15 protein-coding genes and 1 pseudogene are annotated in these 14,264 nt (G+C 53.9%); 10 read left to right on the forward strand and 6 right to left on the reverse strand.

All coding sequences use genetic code 11. From position 1 onward, the window contains the following. Positions 1-20: 20 nt before the first annotated feature. Both GWA01_RS04175 and GWA01_RS04180 read left to right on the forward strand, forming a co-directional pair. Complete coding sequence (locus GWA01_RS04175) at positions 21-524, forward strand: sigma-70 family RNA polymerase sigma factor (protein ID WP_146794307.1); 504 nt, start codon at positions 21-23, stop codon at positions 522-524. Then, positions 521-1,285: an anti-sigma factor family protein gene (locus tag GWA01_RS04180; protein WP_146794309.1), complete on the forward strand. Its 765-nt coding sequence runs from the start codon at positions 521-523 to the stop codon at positions 1,283-1,285. Before GWA01_RS04175 ends, GWA01_RS04180 begins: the two co-directional genes overlap by 4 nt. Before the next feature lie 185 nt (positions 1,286-1,470). On the opposite strand, the gene GWA01_RS04185 is transcribed toward GWA01_RS04180, so the two are convergent. The 3 genes from GWA01_RS04185 to cynS form a co-directional block, all read right to left on the reverse strand. After that, positions 1,471-2,307, reverse strand: coding sequence for an alpha/beta fold hydrolase (locus GWA01_RS04185; RefSeq protein WP_146794311.1), 837 nt, complete (start codon positions 2,305-2,307; stop codon positions 1,471-1,473). A gap of 177 nt (positions 2,308-2,484) precedes the next feature. Beyond that, positions 2,485-2,949 carry a nuclear transport factor 2 family protein gene (locus tag GWA01_RS04190; protein ID WP_146794313.1) on the reverse strand — a complete coding sequence of 155 codons (465 nt, stop codon included), beginning with the start codon at positions 2,947-2,949 and terminating at the stop codon, positions 2,485-2,487. Positions 2,950-3,067: 118 nt separating this feature from the next. Beyond that, positions 3,068-3,538: a cyanase gene (cynS, locus tag GWA01_RS04195; RefSeq protein ID WP_146794315.1), complete on the reverse strand. Its 471-nt coding sequence runs from the start codon at positions 3,536-3,538 to the stop codon at positions 3,068-3,070. Between the two features lie 183 nt (positions 3,539-3,721). Here cynS and cynR point away from each other — a divergent pair, with 183 nt between their 5' ends. Next, the gene (cynR, locus tag GWA01_RS04200) at positions 3,722-4,621 is read left to right on the forward strand and encodes a transcriptional regulator CynR (RefSeq protein ID WP_146794318.1); all 900 of its coding nucleotides are present in this window, start codon (positions 3,722-3,724) and stop codon (positions 4,619-4,621) included. A gap of 111 nt (positions 4,622-4,732) precedes the next feature. Further along, positions 4,733-4,945 (forward strand): annotated as a pseudogene (locus GWA01_RS04205) (transposase); the annotation flags it as partial. A 34-nt stretch (positions 4,946-4,979) separates the two neighbouring features. On the opposite strand, the gene GWA01_RS04210 reads toward GWA01_RS04205, so the two are convergent. Further along, the gene (locus GWA01_RS04210; RefSeq protein ID WP_146794320.1) at positions 4,980-5,891 is read right to left on the reverse strand and encodes an AraC family transcriptional regulator; all 912 of its coding nucleotides are present in this window, start codon (positions 5,889-5,891) and stop codon (positions 4,980-4,982) included. Positions 5,892-5,986: 95 nt separating this feature from the next. Here GWA01_RS04210 and GWA01_RS04215 point away from each other — a divergent pair, with 95 nt between their 5' ends. Continuing rightward, entirely contained in the window at positions 5,987-6,814 is an 828-nt protein-coding gene (locus GWA01_RS04215; protein WP_146794322.1) for an oxidoreductase, read from the forward strand. A gap of 253 nt (positions 6,815-7,067) precedes the next feature. On the opposite strand, the gene GWA01_RS04220 is transcribed toward GWA01_RS04215, so the two are convergent. Beyond that, positions 7,068-7,973 carry a LysR family transcriptional regulator gene (locus GWA01_RS04220; protein ID WP_146794323.1) on the reverse strand — a complete coding sequence of 302 codons (906 nt, stop codon included), beginning with the start codon at positions 7,971-7,973 and terminating at the stop codon, positions 7,068-7,070. A 101-nt stretch (positions 7,974-8,074) separates the two neighbouring features. On the opposite strand from GWA01_RS04220, the gene GWA01_RS04225 reads away from it, so the two are divergent. Next, positions 8,075-8,836, forward strand: a complete 762-nt coding sequence (locus GWA01_RS04225) for an SDR family NAD(P)-dependent oxidoreductase (RefSeq protein ID WP_146794325.1) — start codon at positions 8,075-8,077, stop codon at positions 8,834-8,836. A 579-nt stretch (positions 8,837-9,415) separates the two neighbouring features. Here GWA01_RS04225 and GWA01_RS04230 read toward each other — a convergent pair. Beyond that, a complete protein-coding gene (locus GWA01_RS04230) occupies positions 9,416-9,802 on the reverse strand; it encodes a winged helix-turn-helix transcriptional regulator (protein ID WP_186819450.1) in 387 nt (128 codons plus the stop codon). Between the two features lie 102 nt (positions 9,803-9,904). Between GWA01_RS04230 and GWA01_RS04235 the strand changes: the two genes are divergently transcribed. The 4 genes from GWA01_RS04235 to GWA01_RS04250 all read left to right on the forward strand — a co-directional run bounded on the left by GWA01_RS04235 (position 9,905) and on the right by GWA01_RS04250 (position 14,177). After that, complete coding sequence (locus GWA01_RS04235; RefSeq protein ID WP_146794326.1) at positions 9,905-10,924, forward strand: zinc-binding alcohol dehydrogenase family protein; 1,020 nt, start codon at positions 9,905-9,907, stop codon at positions 10,922-10,924. A 52-nt stretch (positions 10,925-10,976) separates the two neighbouring features. Continuing rightward, on the forward strand, positions 10,977-11,411 hold the full coding sequence (locus tag GWA01_RS04240; RefSeq protein WP_146794328.1) for a cupin domain-containing protein: 435 nt from the start codon (positions 10,977-10,979) through the stop codon (positions 11,409-11,411). A 13-nt stretch (positions 11,412-11,424) separates the two neighbouring features. Beyond that, entirely contained in the window at positions 11,425-12,567 is a 1,143-nt protein-coding gene (locus GWA01_RS04245; RefSeq protein ID WP_229315992.1) for a major royal jelly family protein, read from the forward strand. A 341-nt stretch (positions 12,568-12,908) separates the two neighbouring features. Continuing rightward, entirely contained in the window at positions 12,909-14,177 is a 1,269-nt protein-coding gene (locus GWA01_RS04250; protein WP_146794331.1) for a cation:proton antiporter, read from the forward strand. The last annotated feature ends 87 nt before the right edge of the window (positions 14,178-14,264 follow it).

The following is a 14,264-nucleotide window of genomic DNA, read 5'->3' on the forward strand; positions in this document are numbered from 1 at the left end:
TCCATGGAACAGAGGCCAGGTTGAACGAGAATACTGACATCAGGTTACAAAGAGCGATACCCGCCCTGAGAAGGTATTCTCGGGTCCTGACGCGTGACCAGCATAGAGCAGATGACCTTGTGCAGGACTGTTTGGAGCGAGCACTTACGCGAATGCATCAGGTGCGCGACTTGTCGGATCTTCGGCCATGGCTGTTCACCATCGCCTACCGCCTCAATATCAGTCAGTGGCGCCGCCTTAAATCTCTGGTCATTCCAGCGGAAACGTCTCCTGACCCAATTCAGCATGCCAATCAGATCCCACACCTTGAATGGAAGGAAGTCATCAATGCATTTGAGCGTTTGTCTGATGAGCACCGGCAGGTGCTGCTACTCGCCGGGGTCGAAGGTCTGGGATATGGAACTGTTTCAGACATACTGGGAATACCGATCGGTACTGTAATGTCCCGGCTGTCCAGAGCCAGAGATGCGCTACACCGGCTCGTTGATCAGGACCACCGACCAAAGATCAGGAGGATAAAATGACACGGTCTGACCGCCCGGTGACTGAGGATGATCTTCATGCCTGGGTCGATGAACTGCTTTCGCCGGAGCGATTGCGGATTGTAGAAAACTGGCTGGATGCAAACCCTGAAGAGCGACAACGTGTGATGACGTGGCGGAGGGAGCGAAATCTGTTGCGATCTGCACTGGACGCAGACGTTCAGCCTCCCGTGGCGCCACGTTTCAATAATCCTCGGCGGCAGCAATCGAAGTTACGCTATTTCAATGCGCCGCAAATGGCTGCGTCCATCGCATTGGCACTATTCATCGGACTTGGGGGAGGGTGGTTCCTCCGGGACCGGCAAGTTCCTTTGGGGCTCGCGTCAGTCGAACAGGAAGCTACAATCGTGCATGTTTCTGGAGCGGGCAGCGTAATTACAGACGGAAATGTCGCTCAGTTGGCAGCCTGGGGCGGGCGGTTTTCTGGCCGGACAGTGCGCCCACCAGATCTTTCTGTCGCAGGTTACCACTTTCTCAGAGGGCAACTGGTCACGACAGATCACGGACCTGCATGTGTATTTTTTTATAAAGATGATCGCGATACACTCATATCTCTTTTCATTCGCCCGATGCTGGGCCGAGACATGACCGCTCCTATGCGACCGATGCAGCATATACCCGGTTATATCTGGGCGCAGGATGGGCTGGGTGTCAGCATGATATCGGACGCGTCAATTTCGGGTCTGCATGGTCTTGCCAATCAGGCGCGGGATCTAATGGCAGGGCAGAACCGGACGCTTTAATGTATGGCACAGAGCCGCCCCGTCTGGTGAACACCGGGTCAGTTCAGGAATAGTTCCCTGAACGGATTGAACGGTCACGACGGAAAAATGGCCATTCATCGAGAATATTCTGCGCGTTTGTACCGACGTGCAGGACATAGAGTGCACCGAGAGGGCTACATTTTAGACCTCCCGGTGGCATTCAATTAGCTTCGCACAAAGGCGAGCAGGTCGAGGTTGATGACGTCGGCGTGAACGGTCAGCATGCCGTGTGGATAGCCTTTGTAGAGCTTGAGGGCTGCGTTCGGCAGAATTTCGGCCTGAAGCACACCGGCGTTCTTATAAGGGACGACCTGATCGTCATCACCATGTAATACGAGGGCAGGGACTGTAATCGCCTTTAAATCGGCGGTCTGGTCAGTCTCAGAGAAGGCCTTTATGCCCTCATAATGGGCTTTGGCGCTGCCCATCATGCCCTGGCGCCACCAATTGTCGACAACCGCCTCTTTGACGTCTGCGCCTTCGCGATTGAAGCCATAGAACGGGCCTGCGGCTACATCGCGAAAGAACTGTGCACGGTTGGCAGCGAGGGCAGAACGGAAGCCGTCGAATACTTCGATCGGGAGTCCGCCCGGATAAGCTTCTGTCTTCAGTATGATTGGAGGAACCGCACTGACCAGAACCGCTTTGGCGACACGGTCGCGAGGGATGCCATAGCGGGCGACGTATGCTGCTACTTCCCCCCCGCCGGTTGAATGACCAATGTGAACAGCGTTGCGCAGGTCCAGATGCTCCATAACGGCGGCGGCATCAGCGGCGTAGTGGTCCATGTCATGACCTTCACTCACCTGAGCGGACCGGCCGTGGCCACGGCGATCATGGGCGACGACACGGAAGCCTTCGGAGAGGAAGAACATCATCTGCGCGTCCCAGTCATCAGACGACAGGGGCCAGCCGTGATGGAATACGATGGGTTGAGCGCCCTTCGGCCCCCAATCCTTGTAAAAAATCTCAACGCCGTCAGTGGTGGTTACGTAAGCCATGATATTGCCCCATGGAAATTGCTATATTTGAAGCATCAAAGCACCTTAAGAATAGCCAAGGCGCCAGGGACGATCAGAGGGAAGACAGTACGCCTCGCTGAAGCACACAAGCAAGCGCAGGGCCTCTGCCAACGCCGCAATAGCGCTTCTCCCGCCAACGAGGGTACTTCCTGAACATCACATGCCGAATTCGCTCAGCGAAGGGTAGTCATCCGGCCGGCGCCCCAAAGGCCAATGAAACTTCCGGTCTGCTTCGGCGATAGGCATTTCATTGATGCTGGCGTGACGATCGGACATCAACCCGTCTTCAGCAAATAGCCAGTTCTCGTTTCCGTAGGCGCGGTACCACTGGCCAGCGTCATCGCGATACTCGTACGCATAGCGAACCGCAATACGGTTGCCGGTGAAAGCCCAGAGCTCCTTGATGAGCCGGTATTCGTGCTCCTTGTTCCATTTGCGCGTCAGAAAGGCCTGTGCTTCGCTCCGGTTTGTCGCAAATTCGACCCGGTTACGCCAACGTGTATTGAGCGAATAAGCTAGAGCGACTTTCTCAGCATCGCGGGTGTTCCAGCCATCCTCGGCGAGGCGAACCTTCTGGACGGCGGTATCGTGAGTGAATGGGGGCAGGGGCGGACGAGACATAGCTTTGTTCCTTTGAGGTTGAAGTAGTGTTGACGAGAGTTAGAACCATCAAGAGTTTGTGGGCTGAGGCGGCAGTGGCACGGCTAAGACTTTCTCAATCGCGATGGACATCGGACTGTCAGAAGGGCTTCGTCGGGAGATATTTGCCGTCTAGTGTGATGACACAGCGATGCCCGCCTTCTGGGTCGTCCCGTTTCTCAAGTTTGAGCTTGAAATTGATGGCGCTGATGATGCCGTCACCGAAATCCTCGTGGATGAGAGCCTTCAGGGTTGTGGCATAGACTTGGATCATTTCGTAAAAGCGGTACATGGTGGGGTCGGTCGGCACGCCTTCCAGAAAACTGCCACGGACGGGTATCGCCTGAAGCAGTTTGACATCGCCCTCAGTAAGATCGAGCGTTTTACCGACCGCCACAGCCGCGCTTTTTGGAAGCGGATGCTGCCCGAGCAATGCAGCGGTCACAAACTCGCGGGAGAGGCCACCGGATTCAGCAATCCCGGCCCAGCTAAGCTGCTTTTCAGCCTTCCGCTGAATCACGGCTTCGGTGAGTGTCCTGCGTGCTGATTGGGTAACTTGGACCTGAATCATTAATTTACCTTTCTATTATTTTGGAATTCAGGCGATGCCATTGGAATGGTAGGTGAGAACCTGAAACCTCCGATAACCCTCTTCATCTATTGACCTCCCTGCTCGGTCAGGCAGGTATCGACTTTCTGACTATAAGTGTCCAAGACTGGTTTCAGATAAGTGCTATAAGCAGGCGTTATACATATGCTTCTCCGTCACCTTCGTTATCTTTCATCGGTCGTGGAGCATGGGAGCTTCACACGCGCCGCTCAGGCGTTGCACGTGTCCCAACCAGCATTATCGCAGCAGATACGCCAGCTAGAGGAACGGCTTGGCGTGCAATTGCTTGACCGCACTGGGAAAGCAGTTCGTGCGACTGACGCAGGCGCGAAATATTTGGAGTATGTGCGTCGCGCTTTTCGCGAAATTGACGCGGCAGGCCGCGCTGCGCGCGATGTTAACGATTTAAGCTCTGGAGTGCTCCGACTTGGATTTACGCCGAGTTTCAGCGCTTACTTGACGGCACCGCTAGCAAGACGGTTTCGTGAAAAATATCCACGAATTACCCTTGAGCTAAATGCTTTGTCTCAAGACGAAATCGAAGCAGACCTTATAGACGACAAACTGGATTGTGCTCTTGCATTTTATGCGGCGAGGGCAAGCGGCATCACTTCGTATCCCCTTCACACGGAACGATTGTCATTGGTGGGCCGATGCGACCACCCGGTGATGAATAATAAATTCATTGATGTTAGGTGCATTGAAAAAGAAGAATTGATACTTTTAAATAACACATTCGTTACGCGTCAGACTATTAATAGTCATTTTGATAAATATGGTATAAAGCCGAATATAGTTATTGAAACCAGTTCCATGACAACGATTATTGAGCTTATTAAATCTAGTTCTCTGGTTACAATTCTTCCCGATGCGGTCGCCATAGAGCGACAGGGTTTACTATCCCGGAAACTCTTGCCGACGATGCAAGAACGGCAGGTAGTATTATTACAAAGAGAGGGTGCTTACCGCTCCGCCGCTATGCGAGCATTTATCGGCATACTCGATCCACTAGTGCAAGAATTGGAGACTTTTCCCCTTTCGTAGCTCTTTAACGACAAGGAGAAGACAAGGAATTTGCTGTAAATATTTGAATGGGGAATGCTCTCTCCGGATTGGGTGATATCGAACAGCCTGTCGGTCGGAGGCGCTTCTCGCATAATTCATTGCCAGAGTATCAAGGCTCCTCATGCAAGGGGCCGCGGTTATGCCGCCGGCAAAAAAATTACTGGGCGTAAGCGACATATCTCGGTTGATTCAGATGGCCGGTTGCTTCTGGTTGGACTGACGCCAGCAGACATTTCAGATAGCGCAGGAGGGCAGATGATCTTCAATGCGATCCACAAGCGCCTGCCTGTTAAACACCAGTATACAATCAGTCAATCTCGGGTGCGAGAGTTTCGCGTCAATCCTGTGTCGGCTCCCCCAGATGTTCTTGCATCCATTTAGCCTCTTCGCCTGGAGTACGATGAAAGTGGCGCTTGAAGTCCCGGCTGAACTGGGCAGGGCTGGCATAACCGACTGCGGCCGCAATCATGGCCATCGAACCCTTGCGCCTCGCAACCATCAACCGAGCTTCGTGTAGTCGCAAAGCCTTAATGTATTGGATCGGGGTTGTTCCAGTGAGAGACTTGAAGTCGGCATGATAGGAAGGAACGCTCATACCGGCCTCGGCTGCCAGCTTGGGTACCGCAAGTCTAGCATTATAGCGTTCGCGGATCAGCGTCAGGCTATGTACTATCCTGTCTGTCGTGTCGTTGCCACGTAACGCCGCCATCAGTGCCTCCCCCTGCGGGCCGATCAGGATACGATAATGCACTTCCCGAAGTAGCCCCGGCCCCAGAATGGCAAGCTCCTGCGGATGATGGAGAGCATGAAGCAGACGCTGGAGCACATCTACAATGGAAGACGTCATACGACTTGAAACCAAGCTTTTTGCGCGCACTTTCTCGTCATGAGCAACCTGTCCCTCTAGGGCTGTCACAATTTCAGCAGCCAGATGCAAGTCAAAATCAAAGTAGATGGCCAGCAAAGGTTGCTCAGAACTGGCCTGCGATGCCATCCGAAAAGGTACAGGGACCGAAACTGCAAGATAATGATCGGCGTCATATCGGTGGACCTCGCTATTGAGGAAACCTTGTTTGGCTCCTTGCAATACAAAGACTGCTCCAGGACGATATAGGACCGGCACATTTTCAAGGATGGTCTCGGAACGCAGGATGCGGATACCGGGCACAAGCGTGGCGTTGTAACCAGTTCGCGGTGCGAGTGTGGCGGCCAGCACAAGGAGAGCAGAGGATGTGGAATGAGAGATCATAGAATCAAGCAATAATATTATAGGAATCACAATAGATATCGCACCAGTACAATATTATTGGTCAAGGTCTAGATGCAATCAAACAGAGCAGAGCCATGCCAAAGCAGAGTTTTTTCATCACTGGTGCGAATTCAGGCTTTGGGTTTGCCATCGCACAAAGTGCCCTTGAAGCGGGTCATCGAGTGATTGGTACAGTCCGGACGCAAACCGCAAAAGCGTCGTTATTGGAGCAGCTGCCGGATGTTCACGCAATCCTGTGTGACGTCACCGAGTTTGATCGTATTCCCGCCATTGTCGCCCAAGCAGAAGACGATCACGGTCCGGTTGACGTACTCATCAATAATGCCGGGTATGGCCATGAAGGTATTCTGGAAGAATCTCCTTTAGATGAAATGCGTCACCAGTTCGACGTGAATGTCTTCGGTGCTGTTGCGGTCGCCAAAGCATTTCTACCTCGCTTTCGCGAACGCCGCTGCGGATTCATCGTGAACGTGACATCGATGGGTGGTCTGATCACGATGCCTGGTATCGCGTATTACTGTGGCAGCAAATTCGCTTTGCAGGGGATTTCGGACGTCATGCGCGCGGAAATGGCGCCTTTTGGCGTTCATGTCACTGCACTGTGCCCTGGCTCATTCCGCACAGACTGGGCCGGGCGTTCAATGGTGAGGACTGAGCGCTCAATCGGGGACTACGATACTCTGTTTGATCCGATCCGGGCCGCTCGACACGAAAAGAATGGCAGACAATTGGGCGATCCGGCGAAACTCGCGGCAGCAGTGCTTCAACTCGTTGCGTCGGATACGCCTCCACCTCAACTTCTTTTGGGGAGCGATGCTCTGCAACTGGTTCGCGCACGTCTTTCTCGTCTGGAAAAGGAAATTGCAGATTGGGAAGAATTAACCCATTCAACAGACGGCTGATCTTTCCGGAGAGCGGTGGTGGATGTGTCCGCGAAGCAAACCATCATGACATGGGTCGACAACATCGGCTTTGATTCTGTCGATGCCGGGCCTCTGGCGAAATCCTGACGCCAGCAGTCAGGACCGCCGGTCTATTGTGCGGATTTGGATGTGGCGGGCGTTGCGCTGGGACTGGCGTCAGCCTTGTGGGATAGAAAGCGACCAATCAAAGTCTTGGCGACTTCGAAGCAGCAGTCTGATAAGGCTTTGCGCTTCAGACTTCACGGCTCGGAAGAAGTCCCGAGCCAATAATTTCCACCAGCCAGTCGACGAAGACACGCACACGCGGAGAAAGCTGCCTATTGCTCGGATAGAGCACCGAAAGCGGCGTTGGTGTCGGTGGAAAATCGGTTAGCACCTCAATCAAGTTGCCATTCGCGAGATCATCAATGAAGCGGTAACGTGGCGCCTGTACGAGGCCAAAGCCTTGCAGTACGCCGGCGGCACTGGTTTCAGCACCACTGACCAACAGTCGCGTGGGTAGCATCACCTCGATCACCTCGTCTCCGCGCGTGAACTCCAGCGGCAGGGGCTGGCCAGTGCGCGATGATATGAAACCGATCATCTGATGGCCTTCAAGATCCTCAGGTGTTGCGGGGATTCCATGTCGCGCCAGATAGTCCGGACTGGCCACGGTGACTTCTTCCATCGCGCCCAGAGGCCGGGCCACCATGTCGCTGTCGGCAAGAACGCCGGCCCGCACGACGCAATCAACACCCTCCCGGACGAGATCGACAAACCGTTCGCCCTCTCCGAGATGAACGGTTAGAGCAGGATGTCGTGCAAGGAATTCGGGCAGCGCCGGCAGTAGAATGGTGCGTGCGAGGTATCCGACGGCGTCCACACGTAAAATGCCAGAAATAGTGCCAGCTGCCCCACGATCCGCATCCTCGAGATCGGCCAGAATCGCGATACAGCGCCGATAATAGGCGGTTCCTTCCACCGTGGGCCGGACGTGCCGGGTCGAGCGTTGCAACAATCGGGTACCAAGCCTGATCTCCAGTGCCTTGATCGCAGCGGTCGCGACAGGCCTTGAAACACCACAGGCGACTGCCGCGGCACTGAAACTGCCACGATCAACAATGCGGATAAAAAGATCGAGCGTGGCAAGTCTGTCCATGGGATTGTTCCATGACGCAAAACAATGCTTTCGGGAAGCATGATCTTATCGAACAGGCGATGGAGGGAGCAATATGAGGCTCCCACCAAACGGAGAGTCCCATGCCTGAAGTCAAAAAAATTGCCCTCGTCACCGGCGGAAGCCGAGGCCTAGGGCGCTCGACAGTCGAGGCGCTTGCACGACGCGGCGTTTCATCGATTTTCACCTATCACGCCAACGAGGCTGCTGCTGACGCGGTTGTCGCGAGCGTCGAACGGATCGGAGCCCGCGCCGAGGGCTTACAGCTCGACACTGGCGATGCTCATACGTTTTCGTTCTTTGCCAATCAAATTCAACGCGTGCTGAGCGAGTGGGGTGCCGAGCGTTTCGACTACCTCATCAACATGGCAGGTACGTCGCATAGTGGTCTGTTCGGCGAGGTGACGGAGGAAGATCTTGACGCCGCTTATCGTATTCATGTGAAAGGCCCGTTTTTCCTAACGCAAGAGCTACTACCATTGATTGCGGATGGCGGTCGGATCGTGAACATCTCTTCCGGACTCACCCGTTTCTCCTACCCTGGCCGGATCGCCTATGCTTCCATGAAAGGGGCAGTGGAAGTCATGACACGTTACATGGCCAAAGAACTTGGCCCTCGCGGTATTGCCGTCAATACAGTTGCACCCGGAGCCATCCAGACGGATTTTTCAGGCGGTGTAGTGCGGGACAATCCAGACGTGGCTCGGCACATTGCAGAAGTGACCGCGCTTGGACGTCCAGGATTGCCGGATGATATCGGCCCAATGATTGCCTCGCTGCTGTCCGAGGATAATCGTTGGGTCAATGCACAACGGATCGAGGTCTCCGGCGGCCAGACTATCTGAGTTCGAGCCGCAAGTATGAGGACTTATGTCATAAACGGGTAACCGGTTGAGCAAATGCTTTTCGAGATTGTGGTCGCTGCTGCTTTGTAGGGCTTTCCGTAATGGGAGTATTTGTCGTTGAATAAAATGTCATGATCGGCAACAGATGACCGCTTTCCAGGAAATACTGCGAATTTTCTGTATGTCCGAGATGGGAGGCGTAGGCGAACGTACTGCTTACGCCCACATTTCAGTCGTTATCAAATTTCAATGAGGCGGATCGGATCCAGCAGATTAAATTGAAAAGACGCTATATTTATTTCTAATAGTTAGCGTTATATCGTTATTTATTTTTTAATCAATATGATTGGTTTATTTGTAGTTTGCAGTTTGTATAAATATTTACCAATATATAAAAACCCATTCTCAAATTTTGAAGAAATATATGTCGTCAATATCAAAGAGCCATACGGCTTCATGGGCTCCTCCCACAATAACAATGCTCCACAAGAACCCTATAATTATCATGTGCACGATCTCTGCTATCGCGAGCCAGCCGGATATGGGGAGGAGCGGTTAGAGGTTGTTCGAAGACTCACGCTAAGAATTTGTTGGGGGGCTTTTCATATCTGCGCAGATCTCAGGGCCATGCCTGAACTCTGTGTGCTCATCGCCCCAGGCCTTGAGAGCCATGATGACAGGCTCGAGGGTTCGTCCGCGTGGAGTGAGGCTGTACTCCACCTTTGGCGGAACTTCCGGGTAGACCGTTCGTAATACGAACCCGTCACGCTCCAGCTCGCGAAGCTGGGTCGTCAGCATTCTCTGCGTGATGTTGGGCAGGCGCTTACGGATGGCGTTGAAGCGCAGGGTCCCCTGAAGCAGATGATAGAGGATCACGCCTTTCCATTTTCCGTCGATGAGCTGAAGCGTTGCTTCAACAGCGCAGCCGGGGCTGCAATCGAGCGACTGATGGCGAATGCGGGTCATAACGGTATCATTTCCGACACTATGGGCGTTAAAAGTGCGTTCTTGTCTGTAAACAGCATAATGCTCACTCTTCTCCTCATTCAACAGAGGAGCAGAGACATCATGCGGGCCATCGGTTATCAGACGCCGCTTCCCATCGAAACTCCGGCATCCCTTCAGGACATTGAACTGCCGAAACCCGTACCTTCGGGCCGGGATCTTCTGGTGGAGATCAGGGCCGTGTCGGTCAATCCGGTTGATACAAAAGTCCGCCATAGCGCAACACCGGAGGCGGGTCAGTGGCGTGTCCTGGGCTGGGATGCCGCAGGCGTTGTCGTCGGCACCGGACCGGACGTCACGGATTTCTCTGTCGGCGATGAGGTCTTTTATGCAGGCGCAATCAATCGCCCAGGGACCAACGCCGAGTTTCATCTGGTCGATGAACTGATTGTCGGTCGCAAACCCCGCTCCCTGAACTGGGCCGAAGCCGCGGCCTTACCGCTGACAGCAATCACCGCCTGGGAGATGCTTTTCGATCGCCTGGACATTCGTCGGTCTGTCCCGGGAACGACCCCATCCATATTGATCATCGGAGGTGCAGGCGGGGTCAGTTCCATGGCAATCCAACTGGCCAAGGTTCTGACTGATATTACGGTCATTGCCACGGCTTCGCGCCCCGAAACGCAGGACTGGGTTACATCTCTCGGGGCAGATTTCGTGATCGATCACAGCAAGTCTCTGGCCGCACAGGTTGCTGCCCTTCTTACGGACGCCCCCGGTTTTGTTTTTTCCACGACACAGACGGATCAACACCTGGCAGAGATCGTCGAACTTCTTGCCCCTCAGGGACATTTCGGCCTGATTGATGATCCGGCTGAACTCAATGCTGTCCCCCTCAAGCGCAAAAGCCTGTCCCTGCACTGGGAACTGATGTTCACGCGTTCACTGTTCGGAACGGCAGATATCAGCGCTCAGGGGAAAATCCTGAACGACGTGTCGCGGCTCGTGGATGAAGGTCGTCTTCGTACAACGCTCGGCAAAAATCTTGGCGCGATCACCGCCGCCAATCTGCGAGAGGCTCACGCTCTGATCGAGAGTGGTCAGGCCAAAGGCAAAATCGTGCTCGAAGGTTTTCCTGCCTGAACGGAGACGATCATGGCGAAAACAGTCAAAGCGCTTGAGAGGAGCAGACCTCATGAATGACGAAGAACATCTGATGACCCTGAACAGGCCGGGAGGTCGCTTCGATCTCAATAAAATTGCGGCGGCGTTCCCCGAAACGGCGGACACAATGCTGCTGGACACCTATCTGACGGACAAGCCGGAAGCCAGTATCCGGGTCTTCCGGATTTATCGGGAGGTGCCGCCGCATTATCATACCCAGTGCGATGAAGTGCTCCATGTTCTCTCCGGGACAGGCACATTCTGGATAGATGATCCCAAGGAAGAGGCGCCGTTTGCCCCCGGCCATCTTCTGGTGTTCCTCCGTCGGGCGGTGCATGCCGTACCCCGCATTCTAAGCCATCCAGTTATTTTTCTGGCCATCGACACGCCGCGACGGGCGCCAGACGACGTGGTGTTTGTCGATCCTGCCGACGGTACGCCGTCCGGCTTTATTGCAGGAATCTGACATCATGGGATTCATGAAACAGCATCCACGGCAGGCTTTCCTAGAAAAAGGCCTGCGCAGGATCGCTATTGCCGTTTGCATGGGTTTCGTTGCGGCCTGCACGTATTCCGTCCCGTCGCATGCCCAGACCATCAGGATCGAAGCGACCACTAAGTCAATGGACTGGAACGCCGTGGCGCTTGCTGGTGGTCATGTGTTTGTCGCAGGCCCTCGCTGGACCGGATTTTCCGGGCCTGCCGTGGGTCTTCTGACGAAGAGCAAAGAGATAGAGCCGTTTCCGGATGCTGACTGGAATGGCTGGAAACCCGGACGGGATGCGACGCATCGGTTTGTCAGCGTCAATGCCCTCCATGTCGCTCCTGACGGCACGCTCTGGGTTGTTGATACGGGAACTCCGTCTTTTGGAGGTGCTCCCATACCTGAAGGCGCCAAACTGGTCCGCATTGATCCGGCAACAGGTCATGTGCTGAGGATCTATCCTCTGGGCCCAGAAATCGCGAAGGCAGGCAGTTATATCGATGATATTCGTTTCAACGGGACGCACGCCTATCTCACGGATGGGGGCAAGGCAGCGCTGATCGTTCTTGATATCAAAACAGGTCAGGCATGTCGTGTTCTGGACAATGACGCGTCCACACGCGCACGGACAGATCGACCGATTGTCATGGATGGGCATGTCGTAGAGAGCCATCCGCATCAAGCGCTTCTGGTGAATGTCGATCCGCTAGAAGTGAGTCCGGACGGGAAGTCGCTGTATTTCGGGCCGCTTGAAGGGCCGTGGTCTCAAGTTCCGACAACTCTGCTCGATGATCCCAATGTGTCGTCAACCGATCTGTCTGCGGCTGTGAAACCCTGGGCAGATTTACCTCCCATCGGGGGCAGTTCCATGGATACTGCCGGAAACCTTTACTTCACCAATTTGAAGGATAACGGTGTCTATCGAAGGGACGTTTCCGGAAAGGTCACGAGACTGATCTCGGACCCACGTCTGCACTGGGCGGATGCACCTTGCCTTGCCCCTGACGGTCGTCTCTGGCTGCCCGTCGCGCAACTGGACCGTCTTCCGATGTTTCATCAGGGGCAATCCCGCAGTCACCAGCCATTTTTGCTGGTATCCATCGATGCTCATGCTGGTCAGGTCAAACGTAAGCCGTAGGTCTCAATTTTGAGAGATTTTTCGTGTTTTTGTAACAAAATTTCCCTCGTCCTACCTGATTTTACCCTCAAGAGTGAGATGTCGATACAACGTTTGGCGGCTAATCTCGTGTTCAGAGCACAGATCTCTAACCTGGGTTTAAGGATCACTCATGACGACCTGGGCCAGACAAAGCTTGGATCAGGCAGCAAGTGCGATAAATGAATATGTACGGACCGCTTTGTCGCATGATCCGGTAACCTAAGTCCTCTCTGTCGCTCTAAGATTTGTCAAGATTTCCTGATAGCGGACATTACTGGTTTTCCTTGACGTATGGGCCGCAAGTGTCCAGCGATGAAGGTATGGATACCATCAGCCTTCTTGCTTTACTTCTGACCCTCTCGGCCGGCTTCAGCATTCTCAATCGTCACACACTGCGTATTCCTGTCACAATTGGTGTTCTGATTTTCTCGTTGCTGACGTCACTTGTGATCATGATCCTAAGTTCACTGCTGCCGGCCTACGATTTCCAGGCTTTTCCACGATCGGTGCTTGGCGCCATCAATCTCCCTGCGGCACTTCTGAATGGCGCGTTATCGCTTCTTCTGTTTGCCGGGGCCATGCAGGTCAATGTCGGACATCTAAGGGCGAAACTGATGTCTGTGACAGCCCTCTCCATTCTGGGAACCGTTCTTGCTGTAACGTTTTTGGCGGTCGCAGCATGGTACGTTTTTCCCCTGTTAGGCCATTCGGTTCCCTTTACATGGTGCATCGTGCTCGGTGCCATTCTTGCGCCTACGGACCCGGTTTCAGTTGTGGGGATGCTGAAGCGTCTAGGGCTACCGGGACCGCTTCAGGCTGTATTTGCAGGTGAAAGTCTGTTCAACGATGGCGTGGGCGTTGTCATTTTCGGTGTCACGATCGGATTAGCAACCGGAGGAGGTCAGGAAGTGACCAGTTCCGAGATTGCGCTGAGTTTCTGCCGGGAGGCAATTGGTGGTGGCTTGTTGGGTGCATTGACCGGATGGATGGCTTTGCGGGTACTCAAGGCTCAGCGGGATACTCATATCGACCTGCTGACATCACTGGCATTGGCCACCGGAACCTTCGGCATCGCCAATCAGCTTGGAATGTCCGGAGCGATTGCCGTTGTCGTGGCCGGTCTGTGCTTCGGAACAAGTTACAGCCATTCCGTGTTCGATGAAGCGTCTCGCAAAGAACTCGACGTTGCATGGACACTCATCGACGAAGTGCTGAACGTTCTGTTGTTCATGCTTATCGGCTTTGAAATCCTTGAGATCACGCCTCATCTGTTTGCTGTGCTGGCAACATTTGCCGTAATCCCGCTATCCATCGCCGTACGGACAATGAGCGTGCTCTTTTCAACGCTCCCGGTTCACATCAGGCAATGGGAGCGAGGTCGCGTCCTGGGTATTCTGACATGGGGTGGGCTGCGTGGTGGCATCTCGATTTCGCTAGCACTTGGGTTGCCAGATGGTGACTTACGCGATCTGCTTCTGCCTATCTGTTACGGCGTGGTGGTCTTCACAATTATTGTCCAAGGACTCACGATGGAATGGGTCGTTCGAAGACTGTTTCCTTCTCTCCACTCCGCAAGTTCAGGTAGGTAAATTGCCTTCAGGAGCACATGATCCACGTGCCCAATACTCCGATTAACGGTTATTCCGACATGGAATGACTAATAGTCCTACATGCCA

The sequence above is a fragment of the Gluconobacter wancherniae NBRC 103581 genome (assembly GCF_007988885.1).
GTDB classification, from domain to species: Bacteria; Pseudomonadota; Alphaproteobacteria; order Acetobacterales; family Acetobacteraceae; genus Gluconobacter; species Gluconobacter wancherniae.

Excerpts from the sequence above, each read along its gene's own strand:
- GWA01_RS04180 (WP_146794309.1), top strand. The coding sequence starts at position 521 with ATGACACGGTCTGACCGCCCGGTGACTGAGGATGATCTTCATGCCTGG.
- GWA01_RS04185 (WP_146794311.1), bottom strand. The coding sequence starts at position 2,307 with ATGGCTTACGTAACCACCACTGACGGCGTTGAGATTTTTTACAAGGAT.
- GWA01_RS04190 (WP_146794313.1), bottom strand. The coding sequence starts at position 2,949 with ATGTCTCGTCCGCCCCTGCCCCCATTCACTCACGATACCGCCGTCCAG.
- cynS (WP_146794315.1), bottom strand. The coding sequence starts at position 3,538 with ATGATTCAGGTCCAAGTTACCCAATCAGCACGCAGGACACTCACCGAA.
- cynR (WP_146794318.1), top strand. The coding sequence starts at position 3,722 with ATGCTTCTCCGTCACCTTCGTTATCTTTCATCGGTCGTGGAGCATGGG.
- GWA01_RS04210 (WP_146794320.1), bottom strand. The coding sequence starts at position 5,891 with ATGATCTCTCATTCCACATCCTCTGCTCTCCTTGTGCTGGCCGCCACA.
- GWA01_RS04215 (WP_146794322.1), top strand. The coding sequence starts at position 5,987 with ATGCCAAAGCAGAGTTTTTTCATCACTGGTGCGAATTCAGGCTTTGGG.
- GWA01_RS04220 (WP_146794323.1), bottom strand. The coding sequence starts at position 7,973 with ATGGACAGACTTGCCACGCTCGATCTTTTTATCCGCATTGTTGATCGT.
- GWA01_RS04225 (WP_146794325.1), top strand. The coding sequence starts at position 8,075 with ATGCCTGAAGTCAAAAAAATTGCCCTCGTCACCGGCGGAAGCCGAGGC.
- GWA01_RS04230 (WP_186819450.1), bottom strand. The coding sequence starts at position 9,802 with ATGACCCGCATTCGCCATCAGTCGCTCGATTGCAGCCCCGGCTGCGCT.
- GWA01_RS04235 (WP_146794326.1), top strand. The coding sequence starts at position 9,905 with ATGCGGGCCATCGGTTATCAGACGCCGCTTCCCATCGAAACTCCGGCA.
- GWA01_RS04240 (WP_146794328.1), top strand. The coding sequence starts at position 10,977 with ATGAATGACGAAGAACATCTGATGACCCTGAACAGGCCGGGAGGTCGC.
- GWA01_RS04245 (WP_229315992.1), top strand. The coding sequence starts at position 11,425 with ATGAAACAGCATCCACGGCAGGCTTTCCTAGAAAAAGGCCTGCGCAGG.
- GWA01_RS04250 (WP_146794331.1), top strand. The coding sequence starts at position 12,909 with ATGGATACCATCAGCCTTCTTGCTTTACTTCTGACCCTCTCGGCCGGC.